Origin of the sequence: Pseudoalteromonas sp. T1lg65 (assembly GCF_051930985.1) — a bacterium.
Lineage (GTDB): Bacteria > Pseudomonadota > Gammaproteobacteria > Enterobacterales > Alteromonadaceae > Pseudoalteromonas.
Window position 1 is genome coordinate 2246042 of record NZ_CP196837.1, and the last position, 24127, is coordinate 2270168.

Sequence of the window (24127 nt, forward strand, 5' to 3'; positions counted from 1 at the left end):
TTCGGTAATAGCCCCTCTTCTTACGAGGGGCTATTCTGTCGGTACTGTAATGGTTATTTCTATTCCTTCGCCTTCTGAGGTTTTACAACGTATCTCCCCTTTTAGCAACTGAGTCACCAAGTTATACACAATATGCATGCCCAACCCACATCCGCCTTGATTACGTTTAGTAGTCACAAACGGTTCGAACATGGTTTTTTGCAAGTTTTCATCCATCCCTTTACCATCGTCTGTATAAGTGATTTTCCAGCTGTTACTATGTTGGCTAACTAGCACATTAACCTGTCCTTTATCATTTTGCTCAAATCCATGGATCAAAGAGTTACTGAAAAGGTTGGTCAATATTTGATAAATAGCCCCTGGGAAAGTGGAGATCACAACCTGTTTATCACCACCAATATGCAAATCAATATTTTTACCCTTCGACAATGGTTTTAAAGACTCAAAAACATCGAATAAATATGAAAGAAGATTTATTTCTCGTTGTGACTCGCTAGATTGATCGACAGCCACTTGCTTAAAATTAGAAATTAGACTTTCTGCTCTGCTTAAGTTTCGGTTGATCAACCCATAGCCCTCAAGCTGAGTTTGTATTGCCGCGGCCAGCTCACTTTGAGTCAATGCTTTGCTTTCAAATTGGGTTTTTATCCGATTTAAGCTGTCTTCATTGTAAGAAAGCGCGGTAATAGCAACACCTAACGGAGTGTTAATTTCATGTGCGACCCCCGCAACCACAGCACCTAAGGAAGCCATTTTTTCACTTTCGATTAAGTCATCCTGAGCCCGTTTTAGCTCGATCATAGCTTGTTCTAGTTTTTGGTTCTTTTTGTACAGTTCGTCGGTACGCATTGCGACTTTAATTTCAAGTTGCTCATTGAGTCTTTGTAGCGCTTGTTGATGAGCTTTAAGATCTGCGATGTCTTTGAGCGCTCCAGCAATGCGTTCGGCTTTACCATGATGGTCACGAACCACAACCTTGCCGCGGTCCAATGCCCACGTCCAGTCGCCTTGACTTGTTTTTACTCGCACCGCAACTTCGTAGGTGTCCACTTCACCACTTAAGCAAGCTTCTAACTTTGACTCTAATTGTTTTACATCGTCTGGGTGGACAAACTGATTTAATTCATCTGAGGATAAAAACTCATTGGCGGTCCCATAATCAATTCTTGGGTTAACTGCAAATCTAAAAATCCGCCCAGATTGTACATGCCAATCCCATAACTCATCGCCGCTAGCCCACAGAGAAAACTCTAGCCGCTCTTGTAATTCGGACATTTTCCTATTGTCTGCGACCACCTGCTGATAGCGCTGCTGTCGCGCTCTAATCACTAAAGCAAAAATGATGATGATGATGAGTAGATAAATGGTTTTTGATAAGTTATTCCACCAAATTGGTGCTGAAATATGGATATTAAATTCGTGGATCGGCGAGTGTAAATTGAAGCGATTAATAGTGTAAGTTTGGACCGTGTAATCTCCCGGCTCAAGCTGTAATAAGTTAATTTGTCTTACACCACTTGCTAGCTTTAGCCATTTATCGCTCAACCCCACAACACGGTAGTAAAACCGTAAATCTGCCGAACCATAGTCCAAGCTTGAATATTGTAAAGAGATAATATTTTGGTCGTATTTTAATGAGATAGACTCAGCTAGTTCCGGCGCTACCGATAATAAACCATTTTTACTTGGCGAAAGTGGCTCTCCAAGTAACTCGATACTCGACACGAGTAATGGCCGAACACTATTTGAAATGGCAACATTTTGTGGAAAAAACTGATTAAACCCCTTTGCTCCTCCCATAAAAACACGCCCATCTGGTGCGCGCCAAGCTGCATTGTAATTAAACTCGTGCGCTTGCACACCATCCACCGGTAGAAAATTATCTATGTCTAAATCATTTACATTAACTCGAGATAACCCACCGCTAGTCCCCAACCACATATGGTTATGACCATCAAAGATAAGGCCCCATATTGCTTCGTTACTCAATCCATCGGCTTCTGTAATGGTTTCAACCACTTTGAAATTTTTGTCAATTAACGTAACACCCGTCTCACTGGCTGCCCAAATCCGCTGCATTGGATCTTCATCTAGCATAAAAACGAGGTTCGATTCTAGTCCATCGGCGGTACTAATATTGTAAAGCTGGCCTTGGCTGTATTTGAACAAGCCCTCACCGATGGTGCCAAACCATAAATCTTGCCCCACCTTTCGCATCGAAGACACATGATTTGGTGCATGTTCATGATGTTCAAAAAATGGCACCAGTGTTTTTGTAGTAGTATCGAAGCGCATCACTCCAAGCGTTCTGGAACTAAATAATATGTCTCCTTGATAGCGATAAATGTCATTAAAGCTCAGTTCTGGGCCGTTATCTGAGTTTGGTTTTAGGTGAAAAAGCTCTCCATCTATCAATCCGTATCTGATGACTCCTTCTCCTCGTGTTGTCACCCAAAGTACATTGTCGTAAATTCTAACTTGAGTAATAAACGCGCCTTTCAGAATGGAAAGCTGGGGAAAAATCCGCTGCGCGGCGACAAACCCGCCATTTGCGAATATATACGCCCCCGAAGAAGTCCCTATCCACAATCTATCAGACTCATCGAGTTCAAAACTGCGAATATCTGCGTGTCCAATCGGTGAGTGAGGATAGTTGTGTTCACTGACATGACCAAATGATTCGCTGAGCTGACTAAAAAAATGTAACCCTTGAGTCTCAGTACCTATCCACAAATCACCATTCTGGTCTCGTAAAACGCTCATGACATTATTATCTCGAAGACCATTATCCTGCTCAGCGCGCTTGTACCAGTGGTGCTTTATTTCACCTTGTAGGTCAAGAATGAAGACACCGTTGTTTGAAGACACCAATATTTCATTTGCTCTGACCGATACCTGATAGAGTGCAAAATTGATTTTATCCGAGATGCGCTTTTTCCAGATTATTTTACCGAATTGCGTGTCATAACCGACAAGGTTTTCTTCTTCGTCAACTAAGTAGATCCGTTGACCCGAGTGTGCCATCTCCTTAAATGCGCCTTCCAGCAAGACTTCCGCCCCTACTTTATCCTTTGGCTGTGAAATTAAGCCCTTGTCACTCAAATAAAGGAAGGCGCTTTGAGTTTCTCTGGCCTCACGGATAAATTTTCCAGTCAAATAGAGCTTTTGTGGTGTTAACGTATTGGCATCAACGCGGTAAGCTTCGCCCTCTTCAGTAGATACGGTAACCGAATCCCCATAGCACTCAGTTCCTAGCACTCTATCCGAACTAACGGCCTCGTATTGTCCAGCCAAAATAGATTGAAATGTGCCAAGCTCAGTGTCATAAACGCTCAATCCAGTGCGAGTACCAATCCACACCAGTTTGCCACTGTGACAAAGTGAAGTTATAAATGCTCCAGCTAACCGATCTTCATTACTTTGCTCAACTTGGAAATTAATAAACTCGTGTCCATCAAACCGGTTTAATCCAGCTTGAGTTCCAACCCAGATGTAACCCAGTTGGTCTTGTGCAATTGATGTGACAGTAACTTGGCTAAGACCTGAATTATAGTCATACCAATGCATAACTTGTGCAGTATCGCTAAACTCAGGAAAAGTATTAGACCAACATGGAAGCGAGCATAAAACACTTAGTCCAGCCAATAATACTTTAACCACGCAAAGGTGAACCATTTCGGAAAATTTGGTCATAAACGCTGAAATTAGAGGGCTTTAGCTAAATATAGCAAAGCTGAGTGAAATTGAGAGAAATCAGTATCAGGAAATTGGCTTTATAAAGTTACAAATAAAAGTGGCTATGTATCCCACTGCCATGTAAAAGCTCATACTTTTCAAGTTTGCCTTGTTCTAGCGTGATCAAACTAATTGCTGAATCACTGACTAAGTAGCCGTGTGAGGTAAGTGATGAAGGATGCTTACTAACAGAAAGCTGCCAACGCTTGGTAAACAGGTTAAATGGGCTCCACTTCCCATACAATATGGTATCTAATTTATCTAACGCCCTGATGAGTGATTTAGGAAACTCATTCTTAATCCCTGACGCTGTTAATTGCCAGATCCGGTTATGATGACGACCAAATCGAGCTTGTACAGAAAAGCAAAAAGAATAATGCACGTCACCAGACAAGATGATCGTTTCTTTAGGAGTGTCGGGTCGTTTAAAGATATCGATTAGCTTTTTCGCGGCTCCTTCGTGCGCCATCCAGTTTTCTACATCCACAACCAAGGGCTGACCACAAAAGTTGAACATTGCTTGAATAGCTTCAATCGCTTTCACCCCAAATACAGGCGCAGGACTGACGATCACAACGGCGCTATGATCAATTAAGGTATCCTGTAGCTCCATCAACATTTCCCAGTCTAGCAAACCACTGGGCTCATTAAAATCTTGTTCATTTCGCCAACGGTGGGTTCGGGTATCAAGCACCACCACTTTGGGATAGGTATTTAAACAGTAATGCCAACGATTGAAGCGATGGATCTGTTTATCAAATGGTTTTAAGTGCCAGACTTGGTTGGTTAAGCTGGCTTTAAATCCGTCGATTAACTCACCACTTTGCTCAAACGCATCATTACCCAAACCTTGAAACAGCCAGTAGGAAATAAGACCGTTGCTAATGATGCGCTTACTCACCGGATTATTTGCTATGGCTTGCTCCCACTTGGCAGTGAGATTCCAATCATCGGTTACGTCGTGATCATCAAACATCATCATCACCGGCACATTTGCAAACAATCTTTGTGCACAATGTAGGTGATCTGCAAAATCTTTTATCGCCACCAGTTCCTTTTCAAATATAAAGCGCTTGGTTTTGTTCCCACCTTCATAGTGCAATTGATCAAAATTAATCAGCTGCCAACATTCGCTGGAAAAATTCAGCAAGTAGCAGGCTACAAATTCTTCAAAATACACCAAGTGATTAAACGCTTTAACGCTAGAAAAATGCGGTTCGTCTTTTTTTAACCAGTAATTTAAGGTTTTTTTCGACGCTTCTTTCCAAGGAGTGTGTGGTAAAAAAGCATGACGCTGGTATAGCTGAGCCTGAATATCTTGGGGGAGTTCCAGACCTAGTTCGGCTTCTTTAAATAAACCTAATCGATTAATCAATTGCCTAATGGCTAGTAACATAGGACCGGCAATATCGTCAGCATAAATTTGATCACCCGACAGTATGCATAGATCTGCTCCCTTATCACCTAGCTCTCGTTGTTGTTGTTGCCATTGATCGGCAGTTATCAAGCTATCTTTCGACGGGTGATGTGGGTTACGACAAGAGCCATGCAAAATTTGGTTAAGCTGATTAGGAACTGCAAATGACAACTGTCCATCGTATTCTAGCGAGCTTAGCTGCTGTTTTTCACTGTCGATAATCAAGTGATATTGATGCAACGTGTCCAGTGCCAGCGGAGTTGCTAATTGCACTTGGATAAAGTGTAAGAAACAAGATTCGCCAAGTTGTAAACTCGTCACTTCACAGTGGCTTTGATAGCCCTCAATTTCGAGCTCTAGTCGACAAGCTTTACTAGTCACCAATTGTACGCACACATTTGCCTGCTCGACCCGTCTGAGGAGCGGACCAAGCAATAGCTTTGGTAATGTACGTAACTGCTCTACCATTTTTATCTGGCAGCCTGATTGAATAATCTGTAAAAGTTGTCAGTAGTCTGTGTCGCTAATGTTTTGTAACTCAATCCTTTAAGATCAGCGATATAATAAGCAACATCTTGTACATAGGCTGGTTGATTGGTTTTACCACGATGGGGCACCGGTGCTAAATAGGGTGAGTCTGTTTCGATTAACAGCCTATCCATAGGTATTTTCTTAACAACGCCTTTTAATTCAACCGCATTTTTAAATGTCACAATACCTGATATTGAAATATAAAACCCCATATCAAGAGCTTGTTTAGCCATATCCCAGTTTTCTGTAAAACAATGCAACACTCCACCGCAATTATCTGCCTGATGCGCTTTCATCAGCGCAATAGTGTCTTCACGAGCATCTCGAGTATGAATAATAAGCGGCTTTTTCAATTGATTAGCAACTTCAATATGACCAACAAAGCTTTCTTGTTGGACCAAATGAGTATCTTTGGAGTAGTAGTAATCTAATCCAGTTTCACCAATAGCAACAACTTTGGGATGTTGCGCCAATTCAATCAGTAAATCTTTATCTAGTTGGTCTTTTTGATCTAAAGGATGCACACCACAAGAAGCAGACACGTCCTCAAATTGTTCGATTTTTTCGAGCATTGATGGAAATTGGTCTAGCTTCACATTAACGCACAAAAAGTGTTCTACATCTTTTTGCCTAGCGGCATCTAGGATTTCAGGCAGTGACAGCCCGATTTTATCAAATTCTAATCTATCTAAATGACAGTGAGAGTCTACAATCATACTGGCTCTACATTGTGTAAGTTGGTTTATCAGAGTTGAGCATCGTGCCCAACAGTCTTATCAGCAGTTCATTAAAAATATCAGCTTCTACAAAGCTCACACCAATTCCGGCTTTTCCGGTACTCTGTGAACCCTGCGGTGTTTTCCAAGCTACAACACCTTCGACCTCGTATACATCTAACGATTCTGGCAAGGTTACTTTTAACTGTACTTTTTCTCCCATCGCAAAATATGCGCTGGTTTTTACAAATAGACCACCGGAACTCAGAAATGGCATGTAGCAGCGATATAATTCTTCGTAATCTTCAAAGTCTATCAATAACTCTTGCATAACTACCCTCGGTAGAGATTGGATTCGAGTGCGAACAGCAATTTTGCGACGCTTAGATTTTGGTTTAACCCTATCACATTTTTTTGTTCGTACATAAAGCTTTGAATATCTTCACAAAGCTTTTTATATTCAGGGAATTCAATTTGATGTTCCAGCAGTGCCTGCTTTACCCTGCCCAGCATAAATTTGGCAAACACAGTACTTAATGTTGGCGACTGTACTAGCAACGCATCGACTTGTTCAACATGCAAAGATTGCGGATGGTGCACAGCTGAATAAAGCTGCGCGATTGGCTCATCGAGTCCCAAGTCAAACCACTGCTTAATCAGTAATGGTTGACTTACATAGTGACTCAGCCAATCACCTTGGGTGTCGACGCCTTGCTCGTGAAGCCACGAAAGCGCTTGCTGTCTATCAGGGCTATGGATCAATACATGATTACAACGACTTAATATTGTTGCAGGCAATCGACTGTTATCATCACTCGTCAGAAATAAGTAGCGGTTTGGATTTGGCTCTTCCAAAGTTTTTAACAATGCATTGGCTGCTGAGTGCGTCATCAAATGTGCCTGTTCAACAACTGCAACTTTGTGGCCGTTTTGTTGGGCCGAGTGATTTAAAAAGTCGCTGATACTTCTCACCTCATCGACACCAATAGATTTGCCTTCGGGGCTCACAACCAATTTATCTGGGTGGTTTCCAGCTTGCACGAGTTTGCAAGTCTTACAAGCTCCGCAGGCTGTCAACGAATTAGAACCGACGCACATCAAGCCATTGGCGAAGAAATCCACCAGCAATGATTTACCCACTCCTGGCTGACCACTCACAAGCTGAGCGTGGTGAAAACGCTTATTTTCAAACGCCAAAGATAAATGAGTTAGCGCAGTATTATGCCAAGGCAATGTTGAGTTATGCATGTGAAAGACTATTTCCTTGCAGCATTAACTCATCTACCACTTTTAAACACTCGGCGAGAACCGTTTGCTTATCTTGTGAGGCATCAATAATTCTGAATGAATCTGGGTTTTGTTTAGCCTGTTCAAGATACCCCTGACGCGCATTTTCTAAGAACTGGATTTTTTCATCTTCTAGACGGTCAAGTTTGTCACCTCTGGATTTAACCCGTTTCAACCCCTCTATCGGGTCTAAATCTAAAATGAGATTCATATTTGGCTTGAATCCATCCAAAGCTAGATCATTGATGGTTTTTATAGTGTTGAAATCCAGGCCTCGGGCATAATGCTGAAAACTAAATGTAGCAGCATCGAAACGATCCGAAATGACCACTTTGCCGCTGTTTATGGCGGGTAGAATTTTTTCCTGAACATGCTGAGCACGCGCTGCACCAAAGAGCATTAGTTCAGCCATGTCGACCATTTCAGGCGTACTAGGATCTAAAATAATCTCTCGAATCTTTTCAGAGATGACTGTACCGCCTGGTTCTCTGGTTAGTACCACTTCTTTGCCATGTTGTGCTAAGTACTCAGCTATGCCACTTATCACTGTTGTTTTCCCAGCACCATTACTACCGTCACAGACAAGCATAAAGCCTTTATTCATCACTTACCTTATTATTCCATCGCTTATTTACGGCAGACATTTTATCGCTTTTGTCACTAATATTCAGCTGCTTTGTATCAACAAAGTCTACTCAGGCATCAAATCAACATTGTTAAAGTCGATACAGAGCACCTCATTTTTTTCGTATTTAACCTCAGCTACGGATAAAATTTTGAACGTATAAATACTTAACAATAAGTGTTCCTTTTAAACCAATGAAGATATTTTTGTTCAAAATAAAAGCGTTTCTACGCAGCAATAACCGGCTTTTTATAGGTAAAAACAACGAAAAGAATGGACTAAATAGCATTATTGAACAAATTCACTGACCCACACATAAGGCTATTTAATAAATACAAAATAGGCTGAGCTTTAAGACCTTAGCATTGGTATTAGGACTAGGTTTTGCTATATCTTAAAGGCAAATACTAGGAAGTCGCTATAATGAACAAGTTCATTTTTGGTTTTATAACCATGTTATTTTTCAATCCAATGGTGCCGGTTAAAGCATCGCAGTTGGACCCCTCCAAGACTATTGATATCGCAGTGGGATTAGAAAACTTCGACTTTCAACGGTTATTTGATCAGTTTTCTGAAGAGACTGGCATTACAGTAAATATTCTCGCCTTCAACAACAACCAATTGAAAAGTGAACTTTTATTGTACGCAGATGCTCGTCAGCTCCCTGATGCGGTCCTTATTCCAAGCGATTATATGGGCCTAACTGAGCTTAATTTTTCTACCATTCCTGAGCAGTGGCTCAATCCAGATCTCACAGATGTAGTCAAGCAGAGCATCCAAGTATCAAACGATATCAAAGGGGTCCCTGTCATTTACGGTAATCACCTGCTGCTTTACTACAATCGTAAATTGGTTTCCGAGCCCATTACAGACCTTTATCAATACTTACAACAATCACAACATCAACCTTCGTCATTGGGATGGAATTATTATGAAATGTACTGGTTTTCGTCCTTGGTGGGCGCATTCCAAGACCGTTTGTTTGATGCCGGCGTTGCACAACTCAATACACTTGAAATGGAGCAAGCACTCAGTGCCTATCAGATAATTTATAACAGTAAAAAAGTAGATCATGATTGTAACTATCAATGCTCCATGGCGCGTTTTAGAGAAGGAAAACTGCCCTATTTAGTTAACGGCATCTGGGCCTATAGCACTTTACAACAAGTTATGTCTGATTCACTCGGCGTCGCGCCATTACCCACATGGCAAGGTAATCAACTACGTTCTTATTCATCAACTCATGTGTTAGGGTTTCCAGCACAAAGTTTACAAGCGGAAAAGCGACCGTTGTTAAAAAAACTCGCTATTTTTATTCAAAGTGCGCATGTGCAAGATGCGATGTGGACACAGCTTAATGCATTACCAACAACCAAAAGTAGCCTGACCAAACTCAGTAAACACGGAGATAAAAATCTGCAACAGATCATACTCGCTTTATCACATACACGAGCACTGCCAAATGAACCCATTATGGCGTATATTTGGGAGGCGATGTTAAAAGGAATGACACGTTTTACGGGAGGCGCATACAGCGCAAAACAAACCGCAAATTACATGCAATTCATTGTTACTAAGTCAATGCAGAATGAAAAAAAATCAAAGCATCGTTAGAGAAATAAAAAGAAAGATCACGGGCCTATTTGCCATCTTCATGCTGCTCGTAACCGCTTTGGTTGGATATTCGTTATTTAAACAAGAAGCCGCATTCGCCATCGAAGATTTAAAGCGAAGTAGCGCTAGTCTAGCCTATGACTTTAAAAGCCAAGTTAATGAGCTCATTTACCAGGTTGCTCCTCTCAGTGAAGACCGAATTTTAGCAGAGTTACCAGATAACCTGCTGTTCACTCAAAATGCAGTTAAAGCGCTGACCAATATCGTTGATTCAAACACTTGGATAAAGTCAGCTTTCATCAGTGATGGCTCTCCTTTTATCGTTGAGGGATACCCGTTTTATACTCTCGTCTGGTCAAGTGACACATTTACAAACTATACCAATCGAGTGTTATCTACCTCTCGTAGAGAATTAATCATCGACAAATTAGTCGTTCCAAGTAGCGAATTAAAGGATTTTGATGCCAGTGAAGCTTTATTATTTTTAGCAGTACCTTTACGACGAAATACCTCTTCATTGATGCGGCCATTTGCTTATACCGGTGTGTTATTTATAGAAATCAACATTGATGCTTTTGTAAAACAAAATCCACAAGTAGGTGATATTCGACTGACGGGCAATGGTAAAAACCTCCATCCAACCAAAACCACAACCGAGCTTGATAACCCCCTCAAAACCGAGGTTTTTGTAGATAAACTTGATGGCGTAGACGTTACGCTCGCATTAAGTCGGCAAGCTAGTGACTTCAGTGGTCAAGCACTCAATGCAGTTACGCATATTGGCTTACTCGCTAGCATCCTATTGTTATTGCTATTTTTGTATCTAAAACATCTTACCCTTCGCCTTTCAACTCCCCTAGTGAAACTGGAACAGCATTGCAAAAAGCTGGAATCTGGTAACTATTCGTTAGTTACTCAGGATCTCGAGTTCAAGGAGCTTAATACACTACAAAGGACACTCAATCAGCTAGCTGAGCGGATCAAACAACAAATAGGTTCACTAAACAGCGCAAGGTTAAAAGCAGAGAGCTCAGAGCGGGCTAAGACGAACTTTTTGGCCAATATGAGCCATGAACTCAGAACACCATTAAATGGTATATTCGGTGTGTTTCAACTAATGAAGCATCACAAAGACGCAAAAAACTCTGACGAACTCATTGAGCAAGGTCTTACTTCAACGAGAACCTTACTTGCATTGCTCAACGATTTACTCGATTTCTCAAAAATTGAAGCGGGTGAGCTCAATATGGAGCACATCAATGTGGATATTATTGAAATAGTGAAGGCGCTGAGACAGGAATTTAGTTATCTCGCATCACAAAAGCAGATTAAACTCAGCTTAGATCACAGTAAATTACTCCATCCAATCAGAGTAGGCGACCCGCTGCGTATCACACAAATTCTTCGTAACCTCGTCTCTAATTCAATAAAATTTACTCAACAAGGTGAAATTTCGATTGCGGTATATGACAACGAACAGCAAATCTTTTTTCGCGTAACTGACACGGGTATCGGTATGACTCAGCAAGTTGTAGAAAAGCTTTTTGGACGTTTTCAACAAGCTGACGCGTCAACAACTAGACGATATGGCGGTACAGGGTTGGGGCTATCGATTGTGAAGCAACTGAGTGAAATGATGAACGGGAGCGTGAGTGTCACCAGTGAAGAAAATAGCGGAAGCACATTTATCGTATCGCTTGAATTGCCCATCTCGCAAGAATCAAGCATGCAGCCTATGGTTGGCTCAGCAAATGCGCCCGACCTGACAGGAAAAACAGTATTATTAGCAGAGGACAATGAATTAAATCAACGCATTTTTACCGCAATGCTAAAACTGACTGGTGCCCATCTGATTATCGCGAATGACGGCGAAGAAGCATTAGAAAAATATCAACAAATAAAACCCGATTTGTTTTTTGTAGATATTCAGATGCCCAAAAAGGATGGCTTAGACGTGTGTTCTGATGTGCGTAAGTTGGATAAAAGCACACCACTTATCGCAATTACCGCCAACGTAATGAATAGCGATATTAACCAATATCATAGAATTGGTTTCAACAAATTTGTTGCTAAACCAATAGAAATGTCAGCCTTGTACAAAGTGATCTGTGAGCTGCTTAGTGAACAGTGCACGTAGCACAGCGAGTTGGTAAAGTGGGGCTGCGGATTTTTCCTAAAATTGGGCTCAGGTGACGCCCAAACCTATTTCAAGATAGTAAACCTAACATATTATTTTTATTACTTATATTAACTGTCGCATTGGTGTCGTGTACATGTCATGGTCAATTAGATTGTGCCGCGCATACTATTGACGAGTCGTCTATTAGAGCAGACACTTTCACTCACTATGCAAACCACTTTATTTGACAATGAGCAACTGATGGATCTTAAAGTATTTCGCCAGCAACAAGGCTGGTCGCAAGAAACAATGGCAGAATTGAGTGGTTTAAGTACCAGAACCATTCAAAGAATAGAGTCTGGTGCTAAGCCTAGCGCGGATAGTGAACTGGCAATACAACTTCTAATGGACGAGTACAATCATCAATGTAAGGAAGAAAGTATGCAGACAACAGGCACAAGCAATAACCCAACACTTGAACCTACTAAAAACTGCCCTAGAGCATCACTGAAACAACACTTTTATACCCACCTCGCCATTTTTGCGATTTTGCAGGTGCTTTTAGCAACCCTAAATGTTGTACTGACACCGAGTTTTTTCTGGGTATGGATACCATTTTTGGGTTGGGGAGCTGGGCTCATTGGCCACGCATATCAAGCCTTTTACCTCGATTAGCGACTCCATATTGACTTATTCAAGGCATAGAGTGATGCACTCTATGCCTGTATTCATAAAATCATAGCCCTTCCCAAAACACCAGCTTGGGTTGTTGTTTCTTTTAGCCTCTGTAATCTAAAGTAAACATTCAGCAGTTAACATTATTAACATTCAAAAACACAAATTAATTAACTTCTGCTGCGAATAAAAGTTTTGAAAGTGTAAATACTTAAAAGCGCATGACTCATCTAATTCCTATGACAGGGTTTCGTTCAATATCAAGGCGTTTTCACTTGTAATAGCCAGCTATTACAAGTGAAAACAACGAAGAAAGTGGACAAAATTGCATTAAGTGGGCAAATCACTTATCCACGGTTGAGGTTAATGACACACATACTGACAAGCACTCATGTTTAATAACCACATTTTAAATAGAACGGTATTCCAACTGACTCATTTATTAGCCGTCGTTGGTACTCTGGGCGCACTGTTTACCGGCCTGCGCTTTGCCGCTTCACATCGCACATTCCCCTTTTGGTTAACCTCACTTTTACCACAAGGTAGCCTTCATACTTGGCATGTTTTGTTTGCGGCACTTCTCTTGATTGGTGCATTTTGCTATACGCTAATTCGCATAACTAAAAAGCAAAAACTTCGTGCTGCTTCTAGATATCACGTATGGGTGAATAGATATGGTTATTTGGTCGTATGTATAGTGTTCATTTCTGGCATATTGCACTGGGCTGGCTTTCAAGGTGACACTGCGCATTGGCATTTTTATACCACTATTTGCCTAATCATTTATCTGTTATTGCATAGTTACGTCTATATCGTGCAACTCGGGAAGCAAGCGATAAAAAGAACACTACGATTACCTCGCGGCACAAAACCCGTCGCTCTAATTTCACTATTGATTGCAGGACTATGTGGACTTGTAATTCAGCAACAGGTTATACATTTACCCTCTAAACCGCTTTACATCACACAAATGAATATCGATACCTATATTCACATCGATGGTAAACCATTAGAAGCGGCCTGGCAGCAGACACCTTCTAGATTCGTACACACCACATCTGGTGCAAACTTTAATTCTGGAAATACTACGGTCGAAGTAAAAGCGCTTGCCAATGCCTATGAAAGCTACTTTTTGTTTCGGTGGCAAGACTCAACACACAGCATTTCCCATCTCCCGCTAAAAAAACAAGGCAACAAATGGCAAATAAAACAGCAAGGTTTTCAGCGATTTGACGAACGCAAACATTATGAAGATAAGTTTGCAGTGATGCTTTCTAGTACTTGTGGAATTGGTGCCGATGGCACTGCCCATTTAGGAAGACAACCATTAGTAAATCGTCCCGCCAATTTTCATGGCCGTGGCTATCATGCAGCTCTTGATGGAAAGGTCAGAGATTTATGGCACTGGAAAGCGGTACGAACCAACGATATGTACTTGGCCGATGACAACTATTTTGGTGCTCCCATTGCTGCCACATCTGGCAAGCGTCGATACACGGCAGGCTATCACCCAGATGGTAAAGAGAGTGGCGCATATGTAATGAATTGGGCTTGGTATAACCAACAACAGGTCACACCAAAACGTTTGCCGTTATCCAGTTACCTAGGCAGCGCCAAGCAGGTGCTACCTTGGTTTGAATCAACACCTTACCGTATTGAACTAGATCGCTATCCTGAAGGCCATGAGCTGCCATCGGTTTTATATCGTTCTAACCGGTTTGAGGGCGATCGAGCGAATGTTCGTGCAAGGGGCCACTGGCAAGACGGCTTTTGGACTTTGGAGGTTGTACGTCAGCACCACACGGGTTCCGATTATGACATTCCACTAGCCACTGGTACATGCATGTGGGTAGCTGCATTTGACGCTGCTCAAATCGCACATACGAGACATCACATCCCCTTGGAGCTGAAATATTTATGATGCATCAAACAAGAGTTACTGTCTCTGTTTTAGCAGCCGTCGCTTTGGGAGCATGTGGCTATGCCAAATACCAAGACTTATCGCAATCAGCTCATACTCCCACATATGAGCCTCGGTTTATAAAAATGACAAAATCCGGTGAGCTACTGAAACCTTGGCAAGGTCCCTGGCATTGTATCTATGATAAAAAGCTCAACCTGGTGTGGGAAAACAAGACGGATAATGAAGATATTCACGATGGTTACTGGAGCTACTCTTGGTACATCAATCACACCGGCTCTGCAAATCAAGGAGACTGCTTTTTTGAGTCAACTCGCTGTGATACTCAAGATATTATTCGTCGCAGCAACCTGCAACACCATTGTGGTTTTAATAATTGGCGACTGCCAAGCAAAGCGGAACTAACCAGCTTGCTCACCCCTGCTCAGACTCCTGGCAAAGCAAATTTAAGAGAGGACTACTTTAGTCACATCAAATCTGGAGACTATTGGACTGGTGAGGCCAATCAAAAACTGCCTGCTCATTTTCAACATCTCGGCAGTGGTGCTGTCACTGTGGACTTCTATCAAGGAGTGACGCGCGTGCTGCCCTATCGTAATGCCGCATTTGTGATATTGGTGGCAGATATATCTGAATCACATTTACTATCAATACGTTAACTAACCAAGGAAACAATATGAACACAAGGTGTCACGTTACTCTCTCTGGCGCTGGTGCGCTCGCCATTGCAGCTACAATTTTATCCCCGCTCAGCCATGCAGGAAGTAGTTATCATCGGCTGGTTTGGGACACTAACCCCGCGCATCAAGCCACTATTGGTTTCACTCCAAATGGTGGTAACAATCATGAAGTTAGATATGGATTTTCTACTGACGAACAGACTTGGAAAAGCCAGCTGCCACAACACACTAGAGTGTTTGACGGTCAGTTGACTTCGAACTTCGTGACGCTTAAGGATCTTCCGGCCAACAGTCCGGTTTATTACAAGGTTTGTGATTCTCAAGGTTGCAGCAATACTTTTTGGTTTAAAACAGCCCCAACTGACAATAGCCCTTTTGTTGTCATTGCCGGCGGTGATACACGGACAGGGTGGACAAACCGCCAAGAAGGAAACAAGCTTGTCGCCAAAGTCCGTCCTCTGTTTATCATGCACGGTGGTGATTATACCAATGCGAACTCTGCTTCTGAGATGAAAAGTTACTTATCGGATTGGCAGCTTACGTTTTCAACCGATGAGATAAATGGTAAGGCTTATCAGCGCATCTATCCATTTATTGCCACCCATGGTAACCATGAAGATGATAATTACAACACCCTCTGCGAAGTCTTTGGGGTAGATTACAATCAAGATAACCAATGCAACCCCCATGATACCTATGGTGCGTTTAACATCTCTCCCCTGCTGCGGGTTTATACTTTAAATTCTCAGTTTAAAAATAGTGGTTGGTCTAGCTATGCAACAGCGATGAATAATTGGTTTGATAATGACTTATCAAACCACGGGAACACCGCCAAGTGGCGAATTGGCCAATACCACAAGCCCATCTTCCCGCATTACTCTGGAAAGTCTGATAATGATATCTTATATACTTGGTGGGCGGATTTATTCTATGCCAACAAAATGAATCTGATCGTAGAGTCTGATACCCATATCAACAAGATGACTTATCCGCTAGTCCCAAATGGATCTGGCTTTAGCGCCAATGACAACGGCGGTACCGTATTTGTCGGTGAAGGGAGTTGGGGGGCACCGGCACGCTCGGCCAATGATCCCAAATCTTGGACTATAGATCTTGCCAGCATTCAGCAATTTAAAGTGATAACGGTAGAAGAATCAGGGATGCAAGTGAGAACCGCGCAGTTCGATCCCTCAGCACAGGCGCTTACCCACGCACAACGAGCTGCAGATCCGATACTGCTTCCGGACAATGTAAACTGGTGGAATGCCAATGGGATAGGAGAAGCCCTTAAATTGGTTCAAAGTACTTCCGGTTTGTCAAAAATTGATAAACCGACGGTTCCAACCCCTACGCCAACTGAGCTGACATCAGGTGAAGCAGTGGCAAACCTAAGTGCGGCTAAAGCACAAACGCTTTCCTTTTTCATTACCGTGCCCGAAAATACCAACACCCTTCGTGTAAACAGCGCTAACGGCAGTGGCGATGCTGATTTATATGTCCGCCATGCACAACTACCGACTCAATCAGAATATGACTGTAGACCTTACAAAGAAGGCAACAATGAAAGCTGCGCAATAAATTCGCCGGTCGCGGGAGATTACTTTATCCAACTATTTGGCTATGGCGCATTTTCAGGGGTTACTTTATTAGCTGAAAACGTTACCCAAGATGATAACACCACGACCTACCCGAACTTGTCAGGCAGCAAAGGAGATTGGCAGTACTTCAGCGTAGAAATTCCACGAGGCACACAACGACTATCAATATCATTAACTGGTGGCAGTGGCGATGCGGACTTATATCTGCGCGCAGGCACAAAGCCGACAGCGGATGACTACGACTGTCGCCCTTATGAAGATGGCAATGAAGAAAGTTGTACTGAGACCAACCCCGCTGCTGGCCTCTGGCATATAGGTATTTACGCATATCGAGCATACCAAGAGGTTACGCTGACCATAAACCATAACTGATCAATGTAAACCTTATCAGGGAGATCTCTATTGAGATCTCCTATGTGCAACTGTACAGCCCAAAGAATTCAGCCAGATTGAGATCTGTACCACAAATTGTTACAACTTTATTTGATAAAACCAATGTGATTCATCTTATTGCACTTGCAGCTACACCGACCTTGATGCTACTAATGATTTACACAAACATCAGTTTGTGTACATATTTAACAATCAATTCAAGGAAATGATATGAAACTTCAACTTAAAAAATCAAAAATCAAAAACCTTTCAAACCAAAAAAGACTCGAAAATGATGCTACACCAGAAGTTGGTGGTGGTTTTCGCACTTACAGATGTTCAGGACGTTGTTTAACCAACTTAACCAAAACAGCTAATCCTTACGGTCCCTGCGAGTGCTAATAGCATAGTAATCGTGTACAGCGCCACAACTAGTAGGCGCTGTTTTAGCTTGCTATAACCACCTAAATCGCAAACTGAAAACACTTCCTTTACGCTTTAACGTTACGCTAACTGATTAAGTCAAAAATTAGAGTGTTAACTTAAAAGAACACAAAAATTAAAACTCCTAACGATTTCAATCAACCTTGATATAAATTGCATCATTCCTATATCACGGCAAGTCTCTATTATCTTCTTCGACGCTTAGTGCGAGCACCTAATATGCGCTTTTTATCACGTTGTTTCTGCGATTTTCCCGAGTCTCGGCGATTATTTTTAGGCTCTCGCGTCAAATCAGGCTCATAGCCCGGTAACCACTGAGGCACCAAGCGCGCATCCAATAAAATTTCAATTTCTTCTAGTAACCACTGCTCATCCACGGTAACCAAAGAGATTGCCTGACCAGTTTTTCCTGCGCGACCGCTACGCCCGATGCGATGAATATAATCTTCAGCGACATAAGGCAGTTCTGCGTTGATCACATAGTTCAATGACTCAATATCAATACCTCTGGCTGCAACATCAGTTGCAACGAGCACTCGAATTTCACCAGATTTAAATTTGGCTAGCGCTTTATCCCGAGCCCCCTGAGTTTTATCACCGTGGATCGCCAAAGTAGCGAGTCCATCTTTATTGAGTTCGCTAGCATACTCGTCTGCACTGTTTTTGGTCCGTGTAAAAATCAGTACCTGTTGCCAGTTGTTTTTGCCGATCAGATGCGAAATTAACTCTCGCTTTCGCTCTTCATCTACTGAGTAAAAAATTTGTTCGACAGTTGCAGCTGCTTGGTTTTCTGTATCAACCCCCACTCTTGTTGGATTATTTAGCCAACCGCTCACCTGCTTTAATATCGATTCATCCACGGTGGCTGAAAACAATAAAGTTTGTCTACTATTAGGTACCTTACGCATGATGCGTTTAATCTCACCCATAAAACCCATATCAAGCATTCTGTCCGCTTCATCAAACACCAAGTGGGTGATATTATCCAGACTAAGCGACCCTTTAATCAGATGATCAAGTAACCGTCCGGGCGTGGCTATAACGACATCGGTACCTGCCCTTAGGCTTTTTTCCTGAGGACCAATATTGGCACCACCGTAAAGACATGTGACTTGAATGTCTGTATGTTCGCAAAAAGATATACTGCTATTGGCTACTTGCTGAGCAAGTTCTCTGGTTGGCGCTAAGACCAGAACGCTTGGGTTTCTGCCTTCTTGGCGAGGTTTAATAAGTAGCTGATGCAAAATCGGTAGCATAAACGCTGCGGTTTTGCCTGTACCTGTTTGAGCGCTCGCAACGACGTCGCTGCCTTGTAAAATGATTGGAATAGTAAGTGCTTGTATTGCTGTCGCTTCCTGGAATCCCAATTTTGCAACTGCTTGAATTAGGGCTTCATTTAGCTGAAGTTCGGTAAAGGTCATGACGTTCGATTAAGAAATATGAATGGCGCGCAGTATAACAAATTTCTGTTAACTTGAACTGAGGTTATATTGATAATTCTGACAAATGTTATTGTTATAATACCATTAAAAAAGGGCGCCTAAGCACCCTCTTTGACACACTATATAAAACGAATTAGATAGCTGCGTTTTTAAATTCTTTTACAAACTGTTGAACTGGCATGTTGTTACAACGTAAGTTGTCCACACGCTGGTTACCGATACGGCGACCTTTTAAGCCTGTGCGTACTGCTTCTAGGCATAGTTCAGTGGCACGGTCATCATTTTTAGCAAACAATGAAACCTTTTTCTCTTCCTTAATTTCGCGAGATGAAAGCTTAGCAAATTCGCGAATATCTGTGCCATTACACTTCACGCTTGGTGAAAAGCGAGAGATAAATAGACCTACAGAAGAAGCATGTTTGCGAGCGGCTTCAAAGCCTTGCTCCGCAGCAATTGTACAAACTTTGGTTTCTACAGATGCATCTTTACTAACGTATTCTACTTGTGAAGCAAAAACGTTTGATGAAGCTACAGATAACATACCAAGAAGAGTGAGAGATTTAAGCATAATATACCCCAAGTGAACGATTCGAGGCGCATTATAGTTATCGGATTTGCTTTGTAAATAGCTAAACCATGCATTTTTGTGCATTTAATAACCTATTCACATGTACCGAAACCCTTATTTAACACCTCGAATACAACTGGTCAAAAATTAACAAATTCACAAGGCCTCTTTACTTTTTGAACTGATCGCATCATGTAAAAGTGTTAAACTGCGACCATAAAAAATTACTGACATAACAATCATGAAAATAATCTCATTTAATATCAATGGACTAAGAGCAAGACTACACCAGCTCCAGGCATTAATTGAAAAACACCAACCAGATGTTATCGGCCTGCAAGAAATAAAAGTACATGACGAAGCATTTCCGGTCGACGATGTTGAAGCTTTGGGCTACCACGTCTATTTCCATGGTCAAAAAGCGCACTACGGTGTCGCACTGCTTTCAAAAAAACCAGCAAAGAGCATACAAAAAGGATTTGCAACAGACACTGAAGAATCTCAAAAACGCATGATTACCGGTGTTTTTTGCTCTGATTCAGGCCAAGAAGTCACCATAATGAACGGCTACTTTCCACAAGGGGATAACATTAATCACGAAACCAAGTTCCCCTATAAAAGGCAATTTTATGCAGACTTAATGGGGCACTTGAATGATTTTGCCGATCCACTCAGTAACTTAGTGGTAATGGGTGATATTAATATTTCACCAACCGATTTAGATATCGGTATTGGCGAGCAAAACCGTAAACGGTGGTTAAAAACCGGTAAATGCTCTTTCCAACCTGAAGAACGTGAGTGGCTGAAGACACTACTAGATTGGGGCTTTAAAGATACATTTAGAGAGCTGACTCCTGAGGCGACTGATAAATATTCGTGGTTTGACTACCGCTCTAAGGGATTTGACGATAATAGAGGACTACGTATCGATGTGATTTTGGCAACTCAACCTCTTATGGAAAAATGTGTAGAAAGTGACATTGATTACGAATTAAGAGGAATTGAAAAGCCATCAGATCACGCGCCAATTTGGGCAACATTCGAACTGTAACGGGTCCGTATTTAAACTAATATAGGAAGGGCCTATTCTAAACAATTGGAATAGGCCAATCACAATTGCGCATAGTTGGGTGTGGCAGTGACATTAATTATCTCCCTCATAGCATTTGCTTGTAGCCTTGATAAATCGGCTTATCACAGTCTGTTATCAACGCCTGCTAGACAGACTGGCGTATTGAGCTGTGCTGTCATCCTCTGCTTACTGTGGCAAATAAAGGCGGGAATATTACCCCAACTCAATATTCATATACTTGGTATTACCGCCGTAAGCCTCACTTTAGGCTTGCGAATGGGTACTCTCAGCGTGACATTAGCCGCGTTATTACATGGCGTATTCAATACGCTTTCGTTATATGAGTTTGCGAATTTTTGGCTGTTTAGCGCACTACTACCCTGCTATCTCAGCTATTTTCTATTTTTGTTATGTTACACCTACTTACCGAGACATTTTTTTGTCTATATCTTTGTTTGTGCGTTTATATTCGCAGGTACGGTCGGCTGCCTAAAGATTCTATCCAGTGCCATGTTTTTCTACTTTGAGGGACTGTATACTTGGCCACAATTAGCAGACAATTACCTGCATTTTTCCATTATAATGTGGTTCCCTGAAGCAATGCTAAACGGCATGGCCATGACGTTGCTCATCACCTACAAACCACATTGGGTGAAAACCTTTTATGATAAGGACTACCTAGACAAATGACTGCCAATTATCGCTGCCCTTTATGCCAGCAATCGCTGTTTAAAGGTGGCTTCAGCTACGTCTGTAATAATAATCATCACTTTGACATTGCCAGAGAAGGCTATGTAAACCTGCTGCCAGTACAAAATAAAAAGTCCAAGCAACCAGGAGATAACAAAGAAATGGTTATGGCAAGAAGAGCTTTTTTTGAGACCGAGCATTACCACTTTTTGCGCGACATTGTTGCAGCTAAATGTGCTGCAAAGCATCCTCTAACAGTCTTAGATTTGGGTTGTGGTGAGGGTTTTTATACCAACGAAATTGCCAAGCAATGTAAAGAAGCTGATGTGTACGGGATTGATATCGCCAAAACGGCGGTTCGCTACGCAGCTAAGCGTTACCCACATGTTCACTTTAGCGTGGCATCCACCAAAGAATCGCCATTTGAGTCGCAGTGTGCCGATGTTATTGTCAGTATCTTCGCACCAGTATTTGACCAAGAACTTGCTCGTTTGCTAAAACCTGATGGCACCCTATTTATCATTTCACCAGGCCCCAAGCATCTATTCGAATTTAAATCGATTATTTATGATGACGTAAAGCTACATACGCCTCCAGCAACACCAAACGGGTTTGAGCTAGTGGAGCAAACTCCGTTAGAGTTAACCCGCCCCATTGAATTTGATAATGCGCAAAACTTGATCACAATGACACCGTTTGCGTGGAAATTTAAACAAGAGCATCTTGACCGATTACAAAAAATTGAGTCTCTCTGTGTGACTTATTCGTTTTACGTCAGTGAGTACAGGTTGGCGAAATAAACAAAATCACCCAAGAACCTTACAGGTTTTCTTGGGTGAACGCTTTATCCATTTTTTCGAACATATCTTTTAGTAACCGAGCCAGTTCACGATATCTTGGTTTGCGGCTGGTCAGTGGAATATCGTAACCGTTAGCAACCATTTTTTGATGCAGTTCAGTATACCAACTATACAGCGCCGGATTTAACGGTGTTTCTGCTCGCTTACCTAGCCATAGTAGGCCCTGAAGAGGTAATGACAAAAAGAAAAGTGCAACCGCTATCGCCTGAGGCAGGTACTCATGACCAAGCTGACTAGTTTGCAAAAATAAGGTAAATATTGCCAACATTGGCATGGTGTTCAATGCTAATTCTGTCGCTTTAATCACTCTAAATTCAGCGAATAAAGGCGCCAACTCCTTGCGCATAGGCCACTCTTTCGAGTACTGACGTCCAAGTTGCACTTGTGAAATAAGACTTTTTTGCATCGTCACTCCTAGGTGCTAACTTTTATTTAAATAATCAGGTAAAATTAACGTCTTAACTGTCAACTATACCTTAGTCTAATACGTAGCTTAAATGCGCTTATGCTTTAAGCTTAATACGTGATAACTGTTATTGTCAAAACGGAAACTCATTATGTCATCTCAGCATGTTTTGGTTCTTAATTGTGGAAGTTCAAGCCTTAAATTCGCCATCATCGACAACTCAACCGGGGACGAAGTCTTATCCGGTCTTGCAGAACGTCTTGCCGAGCAAAGCCCACAAGTAAAATACAAGTACCAAGGCAACAAACAATCCATCACACTCAATAGTGGAGACGCGCATCAAGTCGCCATCGAGACACTGGTTGGGCTAATTAAGCAGTTATCTCTGGATACTCACCTAGTTGCTGTCGGTCATCGGGTGGTACATGGTGGGGAAAGGTTCACCCACTCAGTGATTATCGATGACCAAGTTTTGCAGGCTATCCAAGAAACTGCAAGCCTAGCTCCACTACACAACCCTGCGAATCTGCTCGGCATCAAAGCAGCTCAAACCGCCTTTAGTACATTACCACAAGTTGCGGTATTTGATACGGCATTCCACCAGTCAATGGATCAAGTTGCGTACCTTTATGCTCTGCCCTATGCATTGTATCGTGACCACGGAGTCAGACGCTATGGCTTCCACGGCACCAGCCATGCTTATGTATCGGCTAAAGCAATCGAAAAGTTAGGGTTAAACAACAAGCCTTCAAAAATAATTACGGCGCATTTAGGTAATGGATGTTCAGTTGCAGCAATTAAAGATGGTAAATCCGTTGATACCAGTATGGGACTAACTCCACTTGAAGGCCTAGTGATGGGGACGCGCAGCGGTGATATTGACCCAGGACTTTTTTCCTTTTTGGTAAATCAACTAAATTATTCTACGCAACAGATCGATACATTATTAAATAAACAAAGTGGATTACTGGGGATTAGCGAATTGTCTAACGACTGTCGCACCATCGAAGAGGCGGCAGCTGAGCATCACCCACAAGCTCAGTTAGCGCTAGATATTTTTTGTTATCGCTTGGCAAAACAAATCGCCAGCTTCCTTGTCCCACTGGAAGGATTAGATGCCTTGGTGTTTACCGGTGGAATTGGTGAAAACTCGGATGTGATCCGAACTAAAGTGGTCAAACACCTTTCTTTCTTAGGGTTTGAAATAGACTCAGATGCGAATCTTGCGGCTCGTTTTGGCCAATCAGGTAAAATTACCAAATCCAGTAACTCAGCATGCGCTCTTGTTATCCCAACGAATGAAGAGTGGATGATAGCTAACGACGCAGCAAAATTGGCCAAAGAGGTAAACTAAT

Annotated in this window: 20 protein-coding genes; 11 read left to right on the forward strand and 9 right to left on the reverse strand. The window is 42.0% G+C overall.

The window, feature by feature from the left end:
* Positions 1–30: 30 nt before the first annotated feature.
* The 6 genes from ACSLBF_RS09800 to tmk form a co-directional block, all read right to left on the reverse strand.
* Positions 31–3660 (reverse strand): sensor histidine kinase, encoded by a 3630-nt coding sequence (locus tag ACSLBF_RS09800; protein WP_440053234.1) that lies wholly within the window; start codon positions 3658–3660, stop codon positions 31–33.
* A 121-nt stretch (positions 3661–3781) separates the two neighbouring features.
* On the reverse strand, positions 3782–5620 hold the full coding sequence (locus ACSLBF_RS09805) for an alkaline phosphatase D family protein (protein WP_440053235.1): 1839 nt from the start codon (positions 5618–5620) through the stop codon (positions 3782–3784).
* A 2-nt stretch (positions 5621–5622) separates the two neighbouring features.
* On the reverse strand, positions 5623–6399 hold the full coding sequence (locus ACSLBF_RS09810; protein ID WP_440053236.1) for a TatD family hydrolase: 777 nt from the start codon (positions 6397–6399) through the stop codon (positions 5623–5625).
* A gap of 7 nt (positions 6400–6406) precedes the next feature.
* Entirely contained in the window at positions 6407–6730 is a 324-nt protein-coding gene (locus ACSLBF_RS09815) for a PilZ domain-containing protein (RefSeq protein ID WP_440053237.1), read from the reverse strand.
* Between the two features lie 2 nt (positions 6731–6732).
* Entirely contained in the window at positions 6733–7647 is a 915-nt protein-coding gene (gene holB / locus ACSLBF_RS09820; protein ID WP_440053238.1) for a DNA polymerase III subunit delta', read from the reverse strand.
* The gene (gene tmk / locus ACSLBF_RS09825; protein ID WP_440053239.1) at positions 7640–8290 is read right to left on the reverse strand and encodes a dTMP kinase; all 651 of its coding nucleotides are present in this window, start codon (positions 8288–8290) and stop codon (positions 7640–7642) included. Before tmk ends, holB begins: the two co-directional genes overlap by 8 nt.
* Positions 8291–8734: 444 nt before the next feature.
* Between tmk and ACSLBF_RS09830 the strand changes: the two genes are divergently transcribed.
* From ACSLBF_RS09830 to ACSLBF_RS09860, 7 genes are all read left to right on the forward strand, one after another.
* Positions 8735–9925: a sugar ABC transporter substrate-binding protein gene (locus tag ACSLBF_RS09830; RefSeq protein ID WP_440053240.1), complete on the forward strand. Its 1191-nt coding sequence runs from the start codon at positions 8735–8737 to the stop codon at positions 9923–9925.
* Positions 9900–12062, forward strand: a complete 2163-nt coding sequence (locus ACSLBF_RS09835) for an ATP-binding protein (RefSeq protein WP_440053241.1) — start codon at positions 9900–9902, stop codon at positions 12060–12062. Before ACSLBF_RS09830 ends, ACSLBF_RS09835 begins: the two co-directional genes overlap by 26 nt.
* A gap of 156 nt (positions 12063–12218) precedes the next feature.
* Positions 12219–12719 carry a 2TM domain-containing protein gene (locus ACSLBF_RS09840; RefSeq protein ID WP_440053242.1) on the forward strand — a complete coding sequence of 167 codons (501 nt, stop codon included), beginning with the start codon at positions 12219–12221 and terminating at the stop codon, positions 12717–12719.
* 391 nt (positions 12720–13110) lie between these two features.
* The gene (locus ACSLBF_RS09845) at positions 13111–14640 is read left to right on the forward strand and encodes an ethylbenzene dehydrogenase-related protein (protein WP_440053243.1); all 1530 of its coding nucleotides are present in this window, start codon (positions 13111–13113) and stop codon (positions 14638–14640) included.
* Positions 14637–15299, forward strand: coding sequence for a DUF1566 domain-containing protein (locus tag ACSLBF_RS09850; protein ID WP_440053244.1), 663 nt, complete (start codon positions 14637–14639; stop codon positions 15297–15299). Before ACSLBF_RS09845 ends, ACSLBF_RS09850 begins: the two co-directional genes overlap by 4 nt.
* A 17-nt stretch (positions 15300–15316) precedes the next feature.
* Complete coding sequence (locus tag ACSLBF_RS09855) at positions 15317–17290, forward strand: pre-peptidase C-terminal domain-containing protein (RefSeq protein ID WP_440053245.1); 1974 nt, start codon at positions 15317–15319, stop codon at positions 17288–17290.
* A 231-nt stretch (positions 17291–17521) separates the two neighbouring features.
* Positions 17522–17692, forward strand: a complete 171-nt coding sequence (locus ACSLBF_RS09860; protein WP_440053246.1) for a hypothetical protein — start codon at positions 17522–17524, stop codon at positions 17690–17692.
* A 227-nt stretch (positions 17693–17919) separates the two neighbouring features.
* On the opposite strand, the gene ACSLBF_RS09865 is transcribed toward ACSLBF_RS09860, so the two are convergent.
* Positions 17920–19155 (reverse strand): DEAD/DEAH box helicase, encoded by a 1236-nt coding sequence (locus tag ACSLBF_RS09865; protein WP_440053247.1) that lies wholly within the window; start codon positions 19153–19155, stop codon positions 17920–17922.
* Positions 19156–19309: 154 nt separating this feature from the next.
* Positions 19310–19828, reverse strand: a complete 519-nt coding sequence (locus tag ACSLBF_RS09870; RefSeq protein ID WP_440053248.1) for an exonuclease III — start codon at positions 19826–19828, stop codon at positions 19310–19312.
* Positions 19829–19985: 157 nt separating this feature from the next.
* Between ACSLBF_RS09870 and xthA the strand changes: the two genes are divergently transcribed.
* From xthA to rlmA, 3 genes are all read left to right on the forward strand, one after another.
* On the forward strand, positions 19986–20795 hold the full coding sequence (gene xthA / locus ACSLBF_RS09875; protein ID WP_440053249.1) for an exodeoxyribonuclease III: 810 nt from the start codon (positions 19986–19988) through the stop codon (positions 20793–20795).
* An 87-nt stretch (positions 20796–20882) separates the two neighbouring features.
* Positions 20883–21506: an energy-coupling factor ABC transporter permease gene (locus tag ACSLBF_RS09880; protein WP_440053250.1), complete on the forward strand. Its 624-nt coding sequence runs from the start codon at positions 20883–20885 to the stop codon at positions 21504–21506.
* Complete coding sequence (gene rlmA / locus ACSLBF_RS09885; RefSeq protein ID WP_440053251.1) at positions 21503–22306, forward strand: 23S rRNA (guanine(745)-N(1))-methyltransferase; 804 nt, start codon at positions 21503–21505, stop codon at positions 22304–22306. The genes ACSLBF_RS09880 and rlmA overlap by 4 nt, the downstream gene beginning before the upstream one ends.
* A gap of 19 nt (positions 22307–22325) precedes the next feature.
* Here the strand turns inward: rlmA and yfbV are convergent, their stop codons facing one another.
* The gene (gene yfbV, locus ACSLBF_RS09890) at positions 22326–22772 is read right to left on the reverse strand and encodes a terminus macrodomain insulation protein YfbV (protein ID WP_440053252.1); all 447 of its coding nucleotides are present in this window, start codon (positions 22770–22772) and stop codon (positions 22326–22328) included.
* A gap of 151 nt (positions 22773–22923) precedes the next feature.
* Here yfbV and ACSLBF_RS09895 point away from each other — a divergent pair, with 151 nt between their 5' ends.
* Positions 22924–24126 (forward strand): acetate kinase, encoded by a 1203-nt coding sequence (locus tag ACSLBF_RS09895; protein ID WP_440053253.1) that lies wholly within the window; start codon positions 22924–22926, stop codon positions 24124–24126.
* Position 24127 lies beyond the last annotated feature (1 nt).